The sequence below is a fragment of the Mumia sp. ZJ430 genome, from assembly GCF_011751845.1.
Lineage (GTDB): Bacteria > Actinomycetota > Actinomycetes > Propionibacteriales > Nocardioidaceae > Mumia.
Map to the genome: position 1 here is coordinate 1,089,539 of NZ_JAAHFK010000002.1, position 15,149 is coordinate 1,104,687.

Annotated in this window: 16 protein-coding genes; 7 read left to right on the top strand and 9 right to left on the bottom strand. The window is 71.8% G+C overall.

The window, feature by feature from the left end; translation table 11 throughout:
• Together HCT63_RS11740 and HCT63_RS11750 are read right to left on the bottom strand one after the other, a co-directional pair.
• Positions 1-633: a methyltransferase domain-containing protein gene (locus tag HCT63_RS11740; RefSeq protein ID WP_167004501.1), complete on the bottom strand. Its 633-nt coding sequence runs from the start codon at positions 631-633 to the stop codon at positions 1-3.
• A 1,016-nt stretch (positions 634-1,649) separates the two neighbouring features.
• Positions 1,650-2,600 carry an NAD(P)/FAD-dependent oxidoreductase gene (locus tag HCT63_RS11750; protein WP_243842996.1) on the bottom strand — a complete coding sequence of 317 codons (951 nt, stop codon included), beginning with the start codon at positions 2,598-2,600 and terminating at the stop codon, positions 1,650-1,652.
• 101 nt (positions 2,601-2,701) lie between these two features.
• Here HCT63_RS11750 and HCT63_RS11755 point away from each other — a divergent pair, with 101 nt between their 5' ends.
• Positions 2,702-3,301, top strand: coding sequence for an XRE family transcriptional regulator (locus HCT63_RS11755; protein ID WP_167004505.1), 600 nt, complete (start codon positions 2,702-2,704; stop codon positions 3,299-3,301).
• A 32-nt stretch (positions 3,302-3,333) separates the two neighbouring features.
• Here the strand turns inward: HCT63_RS11755 and HCT63_RS11760 are convergent, their stop codons facing one another.
• From HCT63_RS11760 to HCT63_RS11770, 3 genes are read right to left on the bottom strand one after another with little or no spacing between them, the layout of a single operon-like run.
• A complete protein-coding gene (locus HCT63_RS11760) occupies positions 3,334-4,245 on the bottom strand; it encodes a hypothetical protein (RefSeq protein WP_167004507.1) in 912 nt (303 codons plus the stop codon).
• A gap of 27 nt (positions 4,246-4,272) precedes the next feature.
• Positions 4,273-4,734: a GNAT family N-acetyltransferase gene (locus HCT63_RS11765; protein WP_167004510.1), complete on the bottom strand. Its 462-nt coding sequence runs from the start codon at positions 4,732-4,734 to the stop codon at positions 4,273-4,275.
• Between the two features lie 58 nt (positions 4,735-4,792).
• On the bottom strand, positions 4,793-5,287 hold the full coding sequence (locus HCT63_RS11770) for a VOC family protein (protein ID WP_167004513.1): 495 nt from the start codon (positions 5,285-5,287) through the stop codon (positions 4,793-4,795).
• 101 nt (positions 5,288-5,388) lie between these two features.
• Between HCT63_RS11770 and HCT63_RS11775 the strand changes: the two genes are divergently transcribed.
• A complete protein-coding gene (locus HCT63_RS11775) occupies positions 5,389-6,528 on the top strand; it encodes a sugar phosphate nucleotidyltransferase (protein WP_167004516.1) in 1,140 nt (379 codons plus the stop codon).
• 20 nt (positions 6,529-6,548) lie between these two features.
• Here the strand turns inward: HCT63_RS11775 and HCT63_RS11780 are convergent, their stop codons facing one another.
• Both HCT63_RS11780 and HCT63_RS11785 read right to left on the bottom strand, forming a co-directional pair.
• The gene (locus tag HCT63_RS11780) at positions 6,549-7,283 is read right to left on the bottom strand and encodes a nitroreductase (protein WP_347877936.1); all 735 of its coding nucleotides are present in this window, start codon (positions 7,281-7,283) and stop codon (positions 6,549-6,551) included.
• Positions 7,219-7,836 carry a TetR/AcrR family transcriptional regulator gene (locus HCT63_RS11785; protein ID WP_167004519.1) on the bottom strand — a complete coding sequence of 206 codons (618 nt, stop codon included), beginning with the start codon at positions 7,834-7,836 and terminating at the stop codon, positions 7,219-7,221. The genes HCT63_RS11780 and HCT63_RS11785 overlap by 65 nt, the downstream gene beginning before the upstream one ends.
• Before the next feature lie 77 nt (positions 7,837-7,913).
• On the opposite strand from HCT63_RS11785, the gene HCT63_RS11790 reads away from it, so the two are divergent.
• Positions 7,914-9,284: an aminotransferase class V-fold PLP-dependent enzyme gene (locus HCT63_RS11790; protein ID WP_167004521.1), complete on the top strand. Its 1,371-nt coding sequence runs from the start codon at positions 7,914-7,916 to the stop codon at positions 9,282-9,284.
• An 87-nt stretch (positions 9,285-9,371) separates the two neighbouring features.
• The gene (locus HCT63_RS11795; RefSeq protein ID WP_167004524.1) at positions 9,372-10,604 is read left to right on the top strand and encodes an oxygenase MpaB family protein; all 1,233 of its coding nucleotides are present in this window, start codon (positions 9,372-9,374) and stop codon (positions 10,602-10,604) included.
• Positions 10,605-10,701: 97 nt separating this feature from the next.
• Here the strand turns inward: HCT63_RS11795 and lhgO are convergent, their stop codons facing one another.
• Positions 10,702-11,901, bottom strand: a complete 1,200-nt coding sequence (lhgO, locus tag HCT63_RS11800; protein WP_167004527.1) for an L-2-hydroxyglutarate oxidase — start codon at positions 11,899-11,901, stop codon at positions 10,702-10,704.
• A gap of 64 nt (positions 11,902-11,965) precedes the next feature.
• Here lhgO and HCT63_RS11805 point away from each other — a divergent pair, with 64 nt between their 5' ends.
• Both HCT63_RS11805 and mug read left to right on the top strand, forming a co-directional pair.
• Complete coding sequence (locus HCT63_RS11805) at positions 11,966-12,709, top strand: arylmalonate decarboxylase (RefSeq protein WP_167004530.1); 744 nt, start codon at positions 11,966-11,968, stop codon at positions 12,707-12,709.
• A gap of 74 nt (positions 12,710-12,783) precedes the next feature.
• Entirely contained in the window at positions 12,784-13,311 is a 528-nt protein-coding gene (mug, locus tag HCT63_RS11810) for a G/U mismatch-specific DNA glycosylase (protein ID WP_243842998.1), read from the top strand.
• Positions 13,312-13,318: 7 nt separating this feature from the next.
• Here mug and HCT63_RS11815 read toward each other — a convergent pair whose 3' ends face one another.
• Positions 13,319-14,083, bottom strand: coding sequence for an N-acetyltransferase (locus HCT63_RS11815; protein ID WP_167004536.1), 765 nt, complete (start codon positions 14,081-14,083; stop codon positions 13,319-13,321).
• Positions 14,084-14,172: 89 nt separating this feature from the next.
• Here HCT63_RS11815 and HCT63_RS11820 point away from each other — a divergent pair, with 89 nt between their 5' ends.
• Positions 14,173-15,108 (top strand): endonuclease/exonuclease/phosphatase family protein, encoded by a 936-nt coding sequence (locus tag HCT63_RS11820; protein WP_167004539.1) that lies wholly within the window; start codon positions 14,173-14,175, stop codon positions 15,106-15,108.
• Positions 15,109-15,149 lie beyond the last annotated feature (41 nt).

Sequence of the window (15,149 nt, forward strand, 5' to 3'; positions counted from 1 at the left end):
TCAGTCGTTCTCGCTGCCACGGAGCACGAGGAGCGCACCGCGCGGATAGCGCTCGACCGCGACGCACGTCAGCGGCAGGCCGTCGATCGCCTCCACGACGGCCTCCGCCTGGCGCTCCGGGCCGACCTGGACCACGGCGTACCCACCGGCGGTCAGGTGGCGCCCGATGACCTCGAGGCTGCTGCGGACGAGGTCCATCCCGTCCGCGCCGCCGTCGATCGCGAGCGGCGGGTCGTCGGGGAACCGGCTGATCTCGGCGCTCGGCACCCATGGCGGGTCGGCGATCACGAGAGAGAACCGCTCGTGCGGCTCGAGCGCGTCCTCGAGGAGGCCACACCGTACCGTCACCGCGTCGGCCAGACCTGCCGCTTCCGCATTCGCGCGGGCCCACGCACAGGCGTGCGGGCTGGCGTCGACCTGGACCAGCGGGCGCCCCGTGCGCGCGGCCACGAGCAGCCCGATGTGGCCGACACCGCTGAACAGCTCCAGCACCGGACCGTCGTGCGTCGAGGCCGCGAGCTCGACCGCGAGCTCGGCCTGACGCGCCGTCCACGCTCGCGGCTGGAGCACCGTCTCGTCGTACGCGATCGTCAGCGGGCCGAACGTCAGCGTCTGCACGGAAGTCGAGGTCACGCCTCCATTCTGACGAGAGGCGAGAAGAGTCGCGCAGTGCCACCTCCCTTCATGCGCCCCCTCACGCGAAGCCGCGGCATGGCTGCTGCCGAGACTGTCGTTGCGTGCACGGGTGCGGTTCTCCTCGCGCTGTCCGCACCGCTCCCCCGCGCGTACCCCGACCTCGACGGGATCAACCCCGTACGGATCGATCCGCTCGATCCGGCGAACAGCAGCTTCTTGGTGTTCGTTGAGGGCGACGTCACGCTCAACGCCGACGAGTCGGAGGGGACGGTTGCCTCGACGGCGACGCGTTCACCGCCCACAACACCGACACGAACGGCGCCTCCGCCCTCTACCAGGTCGTCCAGCCCGGCGCGCCGTACGGATCCGCGCCCCGGATCGAAGGCACCACCTCGCGACAGTCACCCGCGTCGGTCGCGGAGCCCGTTGGCGACCTCATCGACATCCCCGGCGCATTCGCCCAGTACCGCGACCTGACGCGCGAGATGGGCACGTGCGCGCAGACCCTCACGCCACGCAACGCGAACGGCGAGGCCCTGGAACGACCGCTCGACACCCCGGGCACGCAGATTTACCTCGACCTGGAGGCCGGGCTGACGAACGTGCTGAACCTGACCGCCGCCGAGCTGGGCAACGTCGCCAGCTTCACCTACCGAGGGACGCCGCCGGGGGGTGTCACCACGCTGCTCGTGAACGTCAGCGGCACGGAGTACACCGGGACGACGCCGAACCAGGCCGGCGCCTCCTCGGATGCCTCAGCTGTGCGAGCAGCCCGACCGAGCCCACCACTGAGCCGACGACTGAACCGACGACTGAACCGACGACGGCGCCGCCCACGCGGACGCCCGGCACGCCCGCAGACGCCGCCGACAGCGAGGACGGGGGCTCTGACAGCACGCTGCCGTCGACCGGCGGTCCCCCGCCGTGGGTCGCGGCAGCCGGGCTCGCCCTCGTCGTCGGCGGGGCGGCGGTGGCCCTGCTGGCTGGTGTCCTCCGCCGCACGACCACGCCCGTCAGCGCGCAGCCACCGCAGACCTCGCCTCCTCGGCGACCAGATCAGTGTTGATCTGCGCGGCAGCGAACGCGCCCGCGGCCGCCGCCGCCCCCACCTGAGCGCTGAGGTCGGTGGCGTTGCCCGCGATCCACACCCCGGCCACGTCCGTTCGACCGGTGGGATCGCAAGGCACGTGCGTCCCCATCCCCGACGGATGCTCCACAGGCTTGATCCCGAGGGGCGCGAGGAACTCGACTCGCGCCGACATCCGTGCACCCACGGCCACCACGTCGCGCGGGATCGTGGTGCCGTCGACCAGCCGCACGCCGGTGATCCGGTCGCCCGAGATCTCGAGCGCCTCGACGGCACCTTCGACCACGGCGACGCCGCGCGCCGCGAGCTGCTCCGCCTGCTCCTTCGGCAGTGCACCCTGGTCGTTCACGAACACCGTGACGTCGTCGCTGAGCTGCCGGAACAGCAGCGCCTGATGAGCCGCCATCGGCCCGGTCGCGAGGACGCCGATGGCCTGGTCGCGGACCTCCCAGCCGTGGCAGTACGGGCAGTGGACGACGTCACGGCCCCATCGCTCGCGAACCCCGTCGACCTCCGGCAGCTCGTCGACGAGCCCCGTCGCCACGAGGACGCGACGGGCCGTGACCGTACGCCCGTCGGTGAGGGCCACGGCGAAGCGCCCGACGCCACCGGTCACCGCCTCGACGGTGCCCGTGGCGATCTCGGCGCCGTACTGACGGATCTCGTCCCGTCCGCGCTCCAGCAGCTCACCCGGCGGCATCCCCTCGCGGGCGAGCAGCCCGTGCACACCCTCGGCAGGGGCATTGCGTGGCTGCCCGGCATCGATCACGACCACCGAGCGCCGTGACCGCGCGAGCACCAGTGCTCCGCTCAGCCCAGCAGCGGCCCCACCCACCACGACGACGTCGTACGCGTCCTTCATCGCCCCGTCCTTCATGCCTAGTCCTCTCCCGGAGCCACCGTGGCCCCACGTCGCCCAGCGTGCGTCGCGGCAACCGATTCTCGCAAACGTCCTTGCCGGTATGGCAAACTCGAAGGATGGACCACGCACTCGACCAGACCCTCGACGCCGTCGGGACCCGCCTGCGGGCCCTGCGTCAGGAGCGAGACACCACACTTGCCGACCTGTCCGAGGAGACCGGCATCTCCGTGAGTACGTTGTCGCGCCTCGAGTCGGGCGCCCGCAAGCCCACGCTCGAGCTCCTCCTCCCGCTCGCCCGGGCGTACGGGGTGACGCTGGACGAGCTCGTCGACGCGCCGCCGACCGGTGACCCCCGCATCCACCTGCGGCCTCGGAAGGCGTTCGGCATGACGACGATCCCTCTGACCCGTCGCGCCGGCGGCATCCAGGCGTACAAGCTGGTGATCCCCGGCGGCAGCGACAGCGGCACGCCCGACCTGAAGACGCACGAGGGCTACGAGTGGGTGTACGTGCTCAACGGGCGTCTGCGCGTCGTCCTCGCCGAGCACGACATCGTCCTCGCACCGGGAGAGGCGGCCGAGTTCGACACCCGTACCCCGCACTGGTTCGGCGCGGCCGACGACGATCCGGTCGAGTTCCTCAGCCTCTTCGGCAAGCAGGGCGAGCGCGCGCACCTGCGGGCTCGCCCGAAACGCACCTCCCCGTCCGCGCCGTGAAAGCAACCTGACCGAATCGGCGGGAGAAACGGTCAGGTTGCTTTCACAGCGCGGGCGCGTTCGGCGGCACGGCGGGCCTTGGCCTCGTCGCGCTCGGCGTCGGCGCGCTCCTTGCGCGCGGACGAGTCGGCCGTACGGGCGTCGGCGAGCGCGGACTCGACCTCATCAAGCTCCTCACGGAGGGCCTTGCGTCGCTGTTGGAGATCCTCGACCGCCGTGCGGGTCTCGGCTGCTCGGTCGTGCGCCTGCGCCGCACGGCGACCCATGTCCTCGAGCACCTTCTCGGCGCGCGCGAGCTCCTCGGCGTCGCGACGGGCCCGCTCGGCAGCCTTCGGGTCGGGCTTCGGGGCGGATTCCGGGGCCGGCTTGGCGGGCGTCGAAGGCGCAGCCTTCTTCCGCGGCGCGCGCGTCCGTGGCTGTTCGGCGACAGCCTCGGGCACGGCCACCTTGCCGTCGAGGTCGACCGGCTCGAACCCCGCCGTCGTCAGGGCGTCGACCAGCAGCCCCGTCTCCATGGCAGCTGCTGCGGCCGCGTCGGCGAGCGCCGCCTGCAGCGTCTGCGTCAGCTGCTCGGCCACCGCGTCACCCAGCGGCGCATCGGCGTCGGTCGCGAGACGGCGTGCCGATGCCACGGCCTCACCGATCAGGGCGCGCCGCTGCGAGGCCAGCGCGCGCAGCTCCGCCCCGGCCAGCTGCTCTTGCGCCTCACGCAGCTCCTCGCCCAGCGCGAGCAGCGCCTCCACGCGCTCAGCGTCGCCCCGTACGAGGAGGTTCACCGCCCACGCCGCTCGAGTCGGCTTGCGAAGCGCGCTGATCCGGCGGGCGAGCGGCGCGTCCCCGGCCTTGCGCGCCTGGGCCGCGAGGGCCTTGCGCGCCGCGATGAAGTCGTCGGGCATCCCCTCGTACAGGGGACGCGCCACCGCCTCGAACGTCTGCTCGGTCACCTCACCAGGGTGCCCTGAGGACGCGCGTCACACCATGCGTGTCATGTACGTGCTGTGCGGATCGAGCACGTACGTCCCGAACGGCCCGCAGACCTCGAAGCCCGCCTTGGCGTACAGCGCCCGTGCCGGGAGGAAGAAGTCCTGGCTGCCGGTCTCGAGGGACACCCGTCGTACGCCTCGGGTGCGGGCGTCGTCGAGAAGGTGCCCGACGAGGTCGCGCGCAAGCCCGCGTCCTCGCGCGCGAGGGTGGGTCCGCATGCTCTTGAGCTCCTCGTGCGCGGGCTCGACGACGACCAGCGCGCCCGTCGCGACGATCCCCTCGGGGTCCTCGACGCACCACATGCGCACGGCGGGACGACGCAACCCGTCGAGGTCCAGCGCGTGCTGGCTCTCCGGCGGCGCGGTCGGCGCGAGGTCGTCGAGATGCTCCTGCAGGAACGCCGCCAGACGGGGGTCGTCGAAGTCGGCGCGGTCGGTCGCGAGGGTCATGCGCCCATGGTGCGCGGCGATTGTTTCCCAGACGTGACACGACCAGGCCGACAAACGATCAGCCGACGCGTGAGCGCATCTCCGCGTCGAACGTCGCCATCAAGGTCTCCATCTGCTGCTGGTACGCGGGCTCGGCGAGGCGGCGCTCCATCTCCTCTGCTGTGATGTCCTCGAGGTGCGAGGCCAGCCACCAGATGTTGCCGAACGGGTCGCGGACGCGGCCACCTCGGCTGCCGAACGCGTCATCGGCCAGCGGGGTCACCTCGTGAGCGCCTGCTTCCAGCGCCGCCGCGAACGTGGCGTCCACGTCCTCGACGTACAAGCTGAGCAGCGAGATGCAGTCGGGCCACTCCGGCGCCGCGTCGAACGCCATCACGACGCGGTCGCCGATGAGCACTTCGGCGTGTCCGAGCCGCCCGTCGGGCAGCGCGAAGCGCCCGCGCTCGACCGCCCCGAAGGCGGCCACCATGAAGTCGACGAACTCGGCTGCTCCGCGGACGCATACGTAGGGGCTGACAGCGCCGTAGTCGGCGGGAATACGTGTCGTGGTCATGTCCCGAGGCTAGGAGCGCTAGCGGTCAGATTCTGTCCGGATTGCGGACCTCGGCTCACTCGCGACCGGCGAGGCGCGCTGCGGCCGCTTACAGTTCCCTCATGCGTCCCCTTGATGTCATCGCCATCGTTCTCGCCGGTGGCAAGGGCGGACGGCTCGGTGAGCTCACCGAGCGACGCGCCAAGCCCACCGTCCCGGTCGCCGGCTCCTACCGTCTCGTCGACATCGTGCTCTCGAACCTCGTGCACAGCGGGATCAGCGACGTCTGGATGATCGAGCAGTACCTCCCGGGCTCGCTCAACGAGCACCTGGCCCACGGTCGGCCCTGGGACCTCGACCGCTCGTGGGGCGGGCTGAGGGTCGTTCCGCCGTTCGAGGGCGCCGAGGGCGGCGGCTTCGCGCAGGGCAACGCCGACGCGCTCGCCCGCCAGGCCGAAGCGTTGCGTGAGCGCGCGCCCGACGTGACGCTCGTGCTCAGCGCCGACCACCTGTACACCCTCGACCTGCGTGACGTCCTCGAGACGCACGAGAGTGCGGAGGCCGACCTCACAATCGTCACTACCACCGGCGTCCCCGACCCCTCCCGCCACGGCGTGGTGGAGACCGACGACGACGGCCGTGTGACCGGGTTCGCCTACAAGCCCGACGAACCAGCGACCGACGTGGTCGCGGCCGAGATATTCGCCTACCGCACGACGACGCTCCTGGACGCGTTCGACCACCTGCTGGAGGCCGACGGCCAGCTCGAGGACTACGGCGACCAACTCGTGCCCCACTTCGTGGAGAACCAGCACGTGGTCGAGCACCGGCTCGACTCCTACTGGCGCGACCTTGGCACCGTGCCCGGCTACTGGCAGGCGCACATGGATGTGCTCGACCGCACCGGAGTCCGGCTGGACGACCCCCGGTGGCCCATCCGCACCGCCGCGCCGGTACGCCTGCCGGCGCGCGTAGCACGCTCGGCCGACGTCCAGGATGCGCTCCTCGCCCCGGGAAGCCAGATCTCAGGGTCGGTGCGGCACAGCATCGTCGGGCCGGGCTGCGAGGTGGCCGCCGGCGCGGAGGTCGTCGACAGCGTCCTCCTGGACGGGGTCACGGTCGGTCCCGGCGTGCGCCTGGTCGGCGTGGTGGCCGACGCGGGCGCCGTGATCACGGGCGGCTCCGTCCGCGGCTCGGACGACGTCGTGACCCTCGTCGGGGCCGAGGGGAACGTCGCCGAGCGGGCGCCCCGCGAGGAGTGAGCGAGGAGCCCTGCGCTGCGTCACTCGACGAACGTGACCGCCTCGTCGACCGACGCCCGGCTCGTACGGAATCCGTTGACCGGGTGGTCTTCGTCGGCGAAGCCGAGCGCGATCGCGCACACCACGAGCCGGTCGTCGGCGAGCCCGAGGAACTCCCGTACGTGTTCCGAGTACATCGCGACCGCCGCCTGCGGGACCGTCGCGATGCCTGAGGCGTGTGCAGCGTTAACGAGGTTCGCGACGTACGCACCGCAGTCGATCGCCCCGTACACCCCCTGGCTCCGGTCGGTGGTGACCACCGCGACCTGCGGCGCACCGAAGAACGAGAAGTTCTTGAGCATCTGCGTGCCCCGCGCCTCAAGGTCGGACCGCTCGATGCCGAGGCTCGCGTACAGCGCGAAGCCGGACTCGCGACGCCGCTCGCGATAGACCCCCACGTAGTCCTCCGGCATGGGCAGGTCGGACGACGGCGCGGAGGACTGCACGTGCGCGGTCAGGCTCGCCGCGAACCGCGCCGTCGCCTCTCCACCGACGACGTGGACGTGCCACGGCTGCGTGTTGCACCACGACGGTGTCCGCTGCGCGAGCGCGAACACGTCCCGCAGCGTCTTTTCGGGCACCGGCTCGGGACGGAACGCACGGCAGCTCCATCGTTGCGCGAGGATCTCCGACAGCAGCACAGCGACTCCCTCACTCGACCGGTTCGGACAAATACCGCACGCACAGGCGCACCATCTCGTCGAGCACCTCGTCACGCGACAGCGGCGGCGCGTCGAGCACCCACCGTACGGTCAGGTTCTCGACGGCCAGCACGAGCACCCACGCGACAGCCGCCGGGCGCCGAGCCGTGGTCGCCCCCGGCTGCGCGGCGAGGTAGGCCGCGACGAGATCCTGCACGCGACGCTCGAGCGCAGCGCGGCGGGCGCCGTTCTGACGCGCCGGCAGCTCCTCGAAGACCACCCGGAGAAGGTCCGCGTGCTGCTCGAGCGCGGCAAGGAGGGCGTCGGCGCACGCGCGCACCATGTCCGGCCCGACCTTTCCGAGCCGGTCGGTCAGCGACGCCGCGACCTGGTCCGCGACCTCGTCGGCATAGCGCTCGACGATGGCGGCGACGATCGCGTGCTTGTTCGGGAAGTACTGGTAGAGCGACCCCGGGCTGATGTCCGCGGCATCGGCGACGCGGTTGGTCGAGAACGCGTCGTAGCCGTCACGCAGGAGCACCTCGCGACCCGAGCTGACGATCCGCTCGACCGTCGCGCGGGAGCGTGCCTGGCGGGGACGCTTGCGTGGAGCCAGCACAGGATCCATGCCCGCATCGTAGGCGAGCGATCGCTCGCATGAAACACCATCGGCGCACACCGCCTGTCTCGCTAGCGTGGATGTCCATGAATGACCGGATCAGCCCGCTCGACGCTGCTCACGCCCAGGCACGACGGTTCCTCGACGGACTCGACGCGCGCCCCGTGTGGCCGACGGCGTCGTACGAGGAGATGCTCGCCGCGCTCGGAGGTCCGCTCCCGGAGGACGGGGCGGACGCCGACGAGGTGGTCGAGACGCTCGCCCGTACGGCCGATCCTGGGCTCGCCGGGATCGCAGGCGGACGGTTCTTCGGGTTCGTGATCGGCGGCGCGCTCCCCGCCGCGCTCGGAGCCGACTGGCTCACCTCGATCTGGGACCAGAACGGCGCATTGACCTCGCTGACGCCCGCCGCCGCCGCAGCCGAGCAGACGGCGGGACGATGGATCGTCGAGGCACTCGGCCTGCCGACCGGGACCGCGGCCGGCCTCGTGACCGGAGGACTGATGGCCAACTTCACCGGGCTCGCCGCAGCGCGCCAGCGGGTGCTCGCCGAGGTCGGATGGGACGTCGCGCAGCGCGGGCTCGCCGGTTCGCCACCGATCCGGCTCGTCGTCGGTGCGCTTCGGCACGACACGATCGACCTCGCAGCGCGCTACCTCGGGTTCGGCCGCGACACGCTCGTCCTCGTCGACGCCGACGACCAGGGCAGGATGCGCCCCGACGCACTCCGCACGGCGCTGACCGCCGGGAGCGGCCCGACGATCGTCTGCCTGCAGGCCGGCGAGGTGCACACCGGCGCGTTCGACCCGTTCCGCGAGCTCATCCCGTTGGCGCGCGAGGCAGGGGCGTGGATCCACGTCGACGGCGCGTTCGGGCTCTGGGCCTCGGCGAGCCCGCGCCTGTCCTCGCTCACGGCGGGCATCGAGGACGCCGACTCGTGGGCGACCGACGCGCACAAGACGCTCAACGTGCCGTACGACTGCGGCGTCGCGCTGGTCCGCGACCCGGGGGCGCTGGTCGCGGCGTTCGCGATCGACGCCGACTACATCCCCGGCTCGGGCGACGACCCGATGGATCTCGTGCCGGAGTTCTCGCGGCGCGCCCGCGGCTTCCCGGTGTGGGCGGCGCTGCGCAGCCTCGGCCGGAGCGGGCTGGTCTCGCTCGTCGAGACGCTGGTCGCCCACGCGCAGTCGTTCGCCGAGCGCTTGTCTCGGCTTCCGGGTGTCGAGGTCGTCAACGACGTCGCGTACACCCAGGTGATGCTCCGGCTCGAGACCGACGCGCTCACCACCGAGGCCGGCGAGCGGATCCTCGCCGAAGGCACGGCCGTCCTCACGCCGGCGGAGTGGGACGGACGCGCGGTGCTGCGCTGCTCGGTGTCGAGCTGGGCCACCACCGAGGACGACGTCGAGCGGACGGTCGCCGCGGTCGAGCGGGTGCTCGCCGACCTGCGCTGAGGGTGGATCGCCGCCTCGACACGGGGCTTCGTACGCGACTCCGTACGCGACTGGTATACGAGCAATTGCTCGCGTCACGATGAAGGCATGACCACGATCGAGGACGCCCCCGTCGCGCCCGTCTCCCCGGCCTTCCCGACCCGCTTCCGCGAGGCCGAGGAGCGCAGCGCCCGCATCGCCCGCCCATTGAAGCTGGTCGGAGGTGTCCGCGAGGTCGACGAGGACCTCATGTCACGACTCGGCGCCGGGTTCCTCGCGTGCGACGAGGCCGGCAACCGCCTTGCCGAAGCGATGCGGATGCGAGCAGGCGAGGCCGGACGCGTCTCGATGCGCGACTTCTCGACGCGACTCGCCGACGGTCCGAACGCCATCGCCGACCCTCCCCCGGCGCTGGCCGACTTCTTCGCCACCGTCGAGGCGACCCCGGACTGGGTCGACCACGCGCTCATCGCCGAGGGTGGGCGCGTCGCCCGTCGGTTCGGGCGCAATGCCGCCGACGTGCTTCTCCAGCTCTCTCTCATCGGGGGGTATCGGTTCGGCGGACCGACCGACCTGCTCGTCGCGACCGGGGGTCTCACTGGCAACATGACCCGCCGGCGCATCGCCGAGACCCAGAAGTGGTCGGTCGCGATCATGCAGCCGGGCGCGCTCGTCCCGTACGCCGAGGGCTGGCGGCTCACCGTCCATGTCCGCGCGATGCACGCGCTCGTCAACCACGCGTTCGGCGAGACGTGGGACGTCGAGCGGTGGGGCCTGCCGATCAACCAGACGGATCAGGCCGCCACGCTCGGCCTGTTCGACGGCGTCCTGCTTCTCGGGTCGCGCGCGCTGGGCGTCCCGATCACGCGCGACGAGTCGCACGCCGTCATGCACCTGTGGAAGTACGTGGGCTGGCTGATGGGCGTGGACGAGCAGTGGCTCGTCGACAGCGAGCGCGAGCGCCACCGGCTCAACTACCACGTCGTACGGGCGCAGGCCGACATCACCGCCGCCGGGCCCGAGCTCGCCCAGGCGATCATGGAGACCGTCGGCGCGCTGCCGTACGGGCGGTTCCGTCGCGAGCGCACGCTGTCGATGCTGACCGCGTTCCTCGGCCCCCGCAGCATGCGGGAGCTCGGCCTGCCCGTACGCCTCCCCTGGGCCATAGCCGCGGCGATCGCCGCCAACACCGTCCGCTATCGCGTCCTGAACCGCGGCGAGGCCGGCAGGCGCCGGCTCGAGCGGTGGGGCGACCGAGTCGCGAAGCGGGTCCTGCGCGACTACTACGGCGACGCAGAGCAGGAGGTCGGCGCCCTCGAGACCCCCACCCGCGGGCGTTAGCGCATCCGTCCACAGGCACCTTTCGACCCTCACCGCACCCGTCGCGCCGTCGGCCGTCATGGACGTCGGCGCTGACAGAACGACGGGCGGCGGCGCCTCAGCGGCCCAGCCCCAGCCGGTCGACCACGTGCTCGGCGATGGCAAGGCTCGACGTCGCCGCCGGTGAGGGCGCGTTGCGGATCGCCGTGATGCCGTCGCTGTGGTCGATCACGAAGTCGTCGACGAGCGACCCGTCGCGCGCCACAGCCTGCGCCCTCAGGCCGAGCCCGTGGCGCGTCACGTCGTCCGCGCCGATCGACGGGACGTAGCGCTGCGCGGCCCTCATGTACGACCGCGTGGACAGGACGCCACGGATCTCGCTGAGACCCGTCCGCCAGTGCTCACCGGCGAAGCGCCAGAAGCCCGGCCACGTCACCGTGTCCGCGAGGTCGCGGGCCGAGAACGACGCGCGGCCGTACCGCTCCCGGCTCAGCGCCAGGAAGGCGTTGGGCCCGACCTCGAGGCCACCGCCGACCCGGCGCGTGAAGTGCACGCCGAGGAACGGGTAGCGAGGGTCGGGGACCGGATAGATCATGCCGCGCACCCGGTCCTGCTTGTCGGCGGCGACAGCCATGTACTCACCGCGGAAGGGCACGATCCGCGGCCCGCCGTCAGTCCCGGCGAGCGCGGCGACGCGGTCGCTCTGCAGGCCTGCGCACAGCACGAGCCGATCGACCTGGTGCACCCGCGCGTGGGCAGTCACGGCGATCCCGCCTGCGCGACGCTCGACCGCGGTGACCGGCGCCGAGAGGTGGACGACGCCACCCGCCTTCTCGATGTCCGCCCCGAGCGCGCGAGTGATCTCCCCGTAGTCGGTGATCGCGGTCGCCGGTGAGTGCAGGGCGGCGACACCCGCCGCATACGGCTCGAGGTCGGTGATGCCGGTGCCGTCGACGCGGGTCAGGCCGGGGACGCCGTTCTCGCGGGCGGTCCGCTCCAGGACGTCGAAGCGCCCCATCTCAGCCTGGTCGATCGCGACGACGAGCTTGCCGCACCGGTCGTACGGGATGTCGCGCTCGGCACAGAACTCCTCGAGCAGGCTCCGCCCACGGGTGCACAGCGCGGCCTTGAGGCTGCCGGGCTTGTAGTAGAGGCCGGCGTGGACGACACCGGAGTTGTGCCCGGTCTGGTGGGCGCCGAGCCGGTCCTCCTTCTCGAAGACCACCACCTGGTCGTCCGGATACCGCAAGGCGATCTCGCGCCCGACGGCCAACCCGACGATGCCTCCCCCGACGATGCCGATCGTGCGACTGGTCAAAAGGATCGTGCTCCTTCCTGCTTCCTCGTACCCGCACTCAACCTAGGCGGTAGTCTCTGGCGCCGTGACGAACGTCGTAGGACCCCGCGCCGTGTTCGGCGTCATCGTGCCCAGCACCAACACCGTCGTCGAGCACGACTACTGGCGCGCCGGTGTCGAGGGCGTCGCGTTCCGTGCCGGGTCGATGCACATCGCCGACCCGTCGATGGCCGGCAACGCGGGCTTCGAGGCGCTTCTCGTGCAGATCCGTGCCTCGATCGACGCGGCGGTGCGCGATGCGTTGACCGCCGAGCCGGACCGGCTCGTGATGGGCATGTCTGCCGAGACGTTCTGGGGCGGCGTCGAGGGCAACGCCGCGTTCGAGCGCCGGCTGCGCGAGTCCATCGGGCTGCCGGTGACCACGGGCGCCAGCGCGTGCCGAGCCGCGCTCGAGGCGCTGGACGTCCGGCGCATCGCCGTCTTCTCGCCCTACCAGCCGGTCGCCGACGTCGAGGTCGGGCGATTCTTCACCGAGGCAGGCTTCGATGTCGCGGCGATCACCGGACTGCGCTGCCCGACGGCGACGGACATCGCGCGCGTCGACGAGCCGCGGCTGCGCGAGGTGGTCGCGCAGCTGGACGGTCCGGACGTCGACGCGATCGTGCAGGTCGGGACCAACCTCTCGTTCGTCGGGTTGGCGGAGGCGCTGGAGGCCGAGCTCGGCAAACCGGTCGTCGCGATCAACGCCGCGACCCTGTGGCACGCCCTGCGCGAGCACGGCATCGACGACCAGGTCACCGGCTCCGGCACGCTGCTGCGCGAGCACTGACACCCATGGCTCGGCAGAACGGTGCGAGGGAGGCCGATCGTGACGGACCACCGCCGCGCCCGACTCCGCAGGAGGTGGCGTCAGCCGAGGGCCGTACGATCCCGGACTGGATGCGCCCCGGCCTCCGTGTCCTGTTCTGCGGACTCAACCCGGGGCTGTACTCAGGGGCGACCGGCTTGCACTTCGCCCGGCCGGGCAACCGGTTCTGGCCGGCACTGCACCTGTCAGGATTCACCGAGCGCCGCCTCGAGCCCTGGGAACGGGACGCGCTGCTCGACCACGGCCTCGGCATCACCAACCTCGTCACCCGGACGACCGCCCGCGCCGCGGAGCTGACGCGCGAGGAGCTCGTCGCGGGCGGGCGGGACCTCGAGGCGCTGGCGGCCCGCGTACGACCGGAATGGGTGGCCGTCCTCGGCATCACCGGCTACCGGGCGGCGTTCCACGAACCCGCCGCGGTCATCGGCCCGCAGGAGCGACACCTCGGAGGAGCACGCACCTGGGTGCTGCCCAACCCGAGCGGACTCAACGCCCACTACACGCTCTCGCGGCTGGCCGAGGAGTTCGCGCGGCTCCGCGAGGAGGTGGAGCGCGGTCGGTGACGACCGCTCACCCCGTCCGGTGCCGCACCCACACGTTCGCCTCCACGTACACCGCGTGGTCCTGCGCGACGTCGCAGTGCACAGGCGCGAGCGCACCGGGCACCTCGACCGGGCCGGTGGTGTCGAACGGCAGCCCGGTCCAGCCGCGCCACTCGTCGAGCGTGCCGGAGACGACCATCGAACGCGGGGCGACGGCCTCGATGACGCCGCCGGCACGCACGTGCGTACGGAGCCAGGGGTCCTCGGGGAGTCCGTCGTCACGCACCCGCGCTGCGTACTCCTCCATCGGCACGTCAGGAAACGCGTGCTTGCCGCTCGGGCGTACGGGCGCGACGAGCGTGTCGAAGCCGAGCCGGGCGGCGTTGGCCCGCATCGCGGCGAGCATCACCCCCGACAGCCCACGCCCCCGCAGATCCGGCTGCACACAGATCTCCAGCGCGGACACCATCGTCGGCGTCGTCTCGAGCGTGCGGTTGAGCGTCGCCCGTTGGATCATGCGGTCCCAGCCGCCCGTCGGCAGCGGCTCGTCGCCCCACGCGAGCGGCACGCTGAAGGCGCACGCCATCGCCCGGTCGGGCACCTCCGGGTCGAGCGCGACCAGCGCGAACTCCGGATAGACCTCCTCGACGACCGCGTAATAGAGCGCCCCCATCGGGTCCCAGCGCATGAACTCCGGCCACGCCCCGTCGAACCCGTCGAGCAAGGGCCCGAGCTCGGGCCGCGACGCCAGCGTCACCACCTCGACAACTCTGTCTCCGGACTGCACGGTCATGGCGGCAGGCTACGGGGCGCCACCCTGACGAGCCACCGACTTCCCGAGGTGCGTTTGCGCATGTGCGGAGATCGGTATCGCATGGAGTCATGTCCCTCCTCCGGACCTGCGCTTCCCTCGTTGCCGTCGCGAGCGCCTCCGCCGCCCTCGCCGCTGTCCCGGTCGTGCCTGCGTCGGCCGAGCCGACCGCGACGGGCCGTACGACCGTGCGCCTGGGCTCGTACAACGTCCATAAGGACGACCACGTCCTCCCGTGGACCGGCAAGCGGCGCAACCGCGTCGCCTCGCAGATCCTCCGCAACGGCTTCGACGTGATCGCCCTCCAGGAGGCCAATGGCAACACGATCTTCCCGTCGCTCTACCGCAAGGTGAAGCACCGCTACGCCTCCAACGCGAGGTGCGCGAAGATCAAGGGCACGCCGGTACGGGACGCCAGGGCGCGCATCCTGTACGACCGCACGCGGTTCAGGGGTTCCCGCGAGATCTCGGGGCGCATCCGCCTGGACCGTTCGTACGCCAAGAGCGCCGACTACGCCTGCTACCAGCTGCTGACCGAGAAGGCGACCGGCGCGCAGTTCCTCGTCGCGTCCGCACACCTCATCAACGGGCCCGGCGCCGCCAAGGACCGCAAGCGCTACCGCCAGACTCAGAACCTGATCGCCGACACCCTCGCCGTACGGCGCGCCCACGGCGCCTCCTGGCCGATCGTGTGGGCCGGCGACTACAACTCCTCCGGATCGCGCAAGTACACCTTCGACGGCCCCCGCAGGGCGATGCGCCAGGGCGCCGCGGCCCGGGACGCCTTCGCCGTCGCCCGGGCCCGCAAGAACGCCAGCTACAACAGCGCCAACCAGCTGCGGCGCCGGCCGTGGCGTACCCACCACCACGTGGACCACGTGTATGTCTCGCCCGGGATCGGGGTCGCCGGGTTCCGGGTGATCGTGCGACTGAAGGGCAGGCTCTATCGGACGCCGTTCGCCTCTGACCACAACCCGATCCGAGCCACCCTGCGTATCCCATATTGAGCCACCGGCTAGCCTCGTTCGGGGTATACCAACAGGAGGTG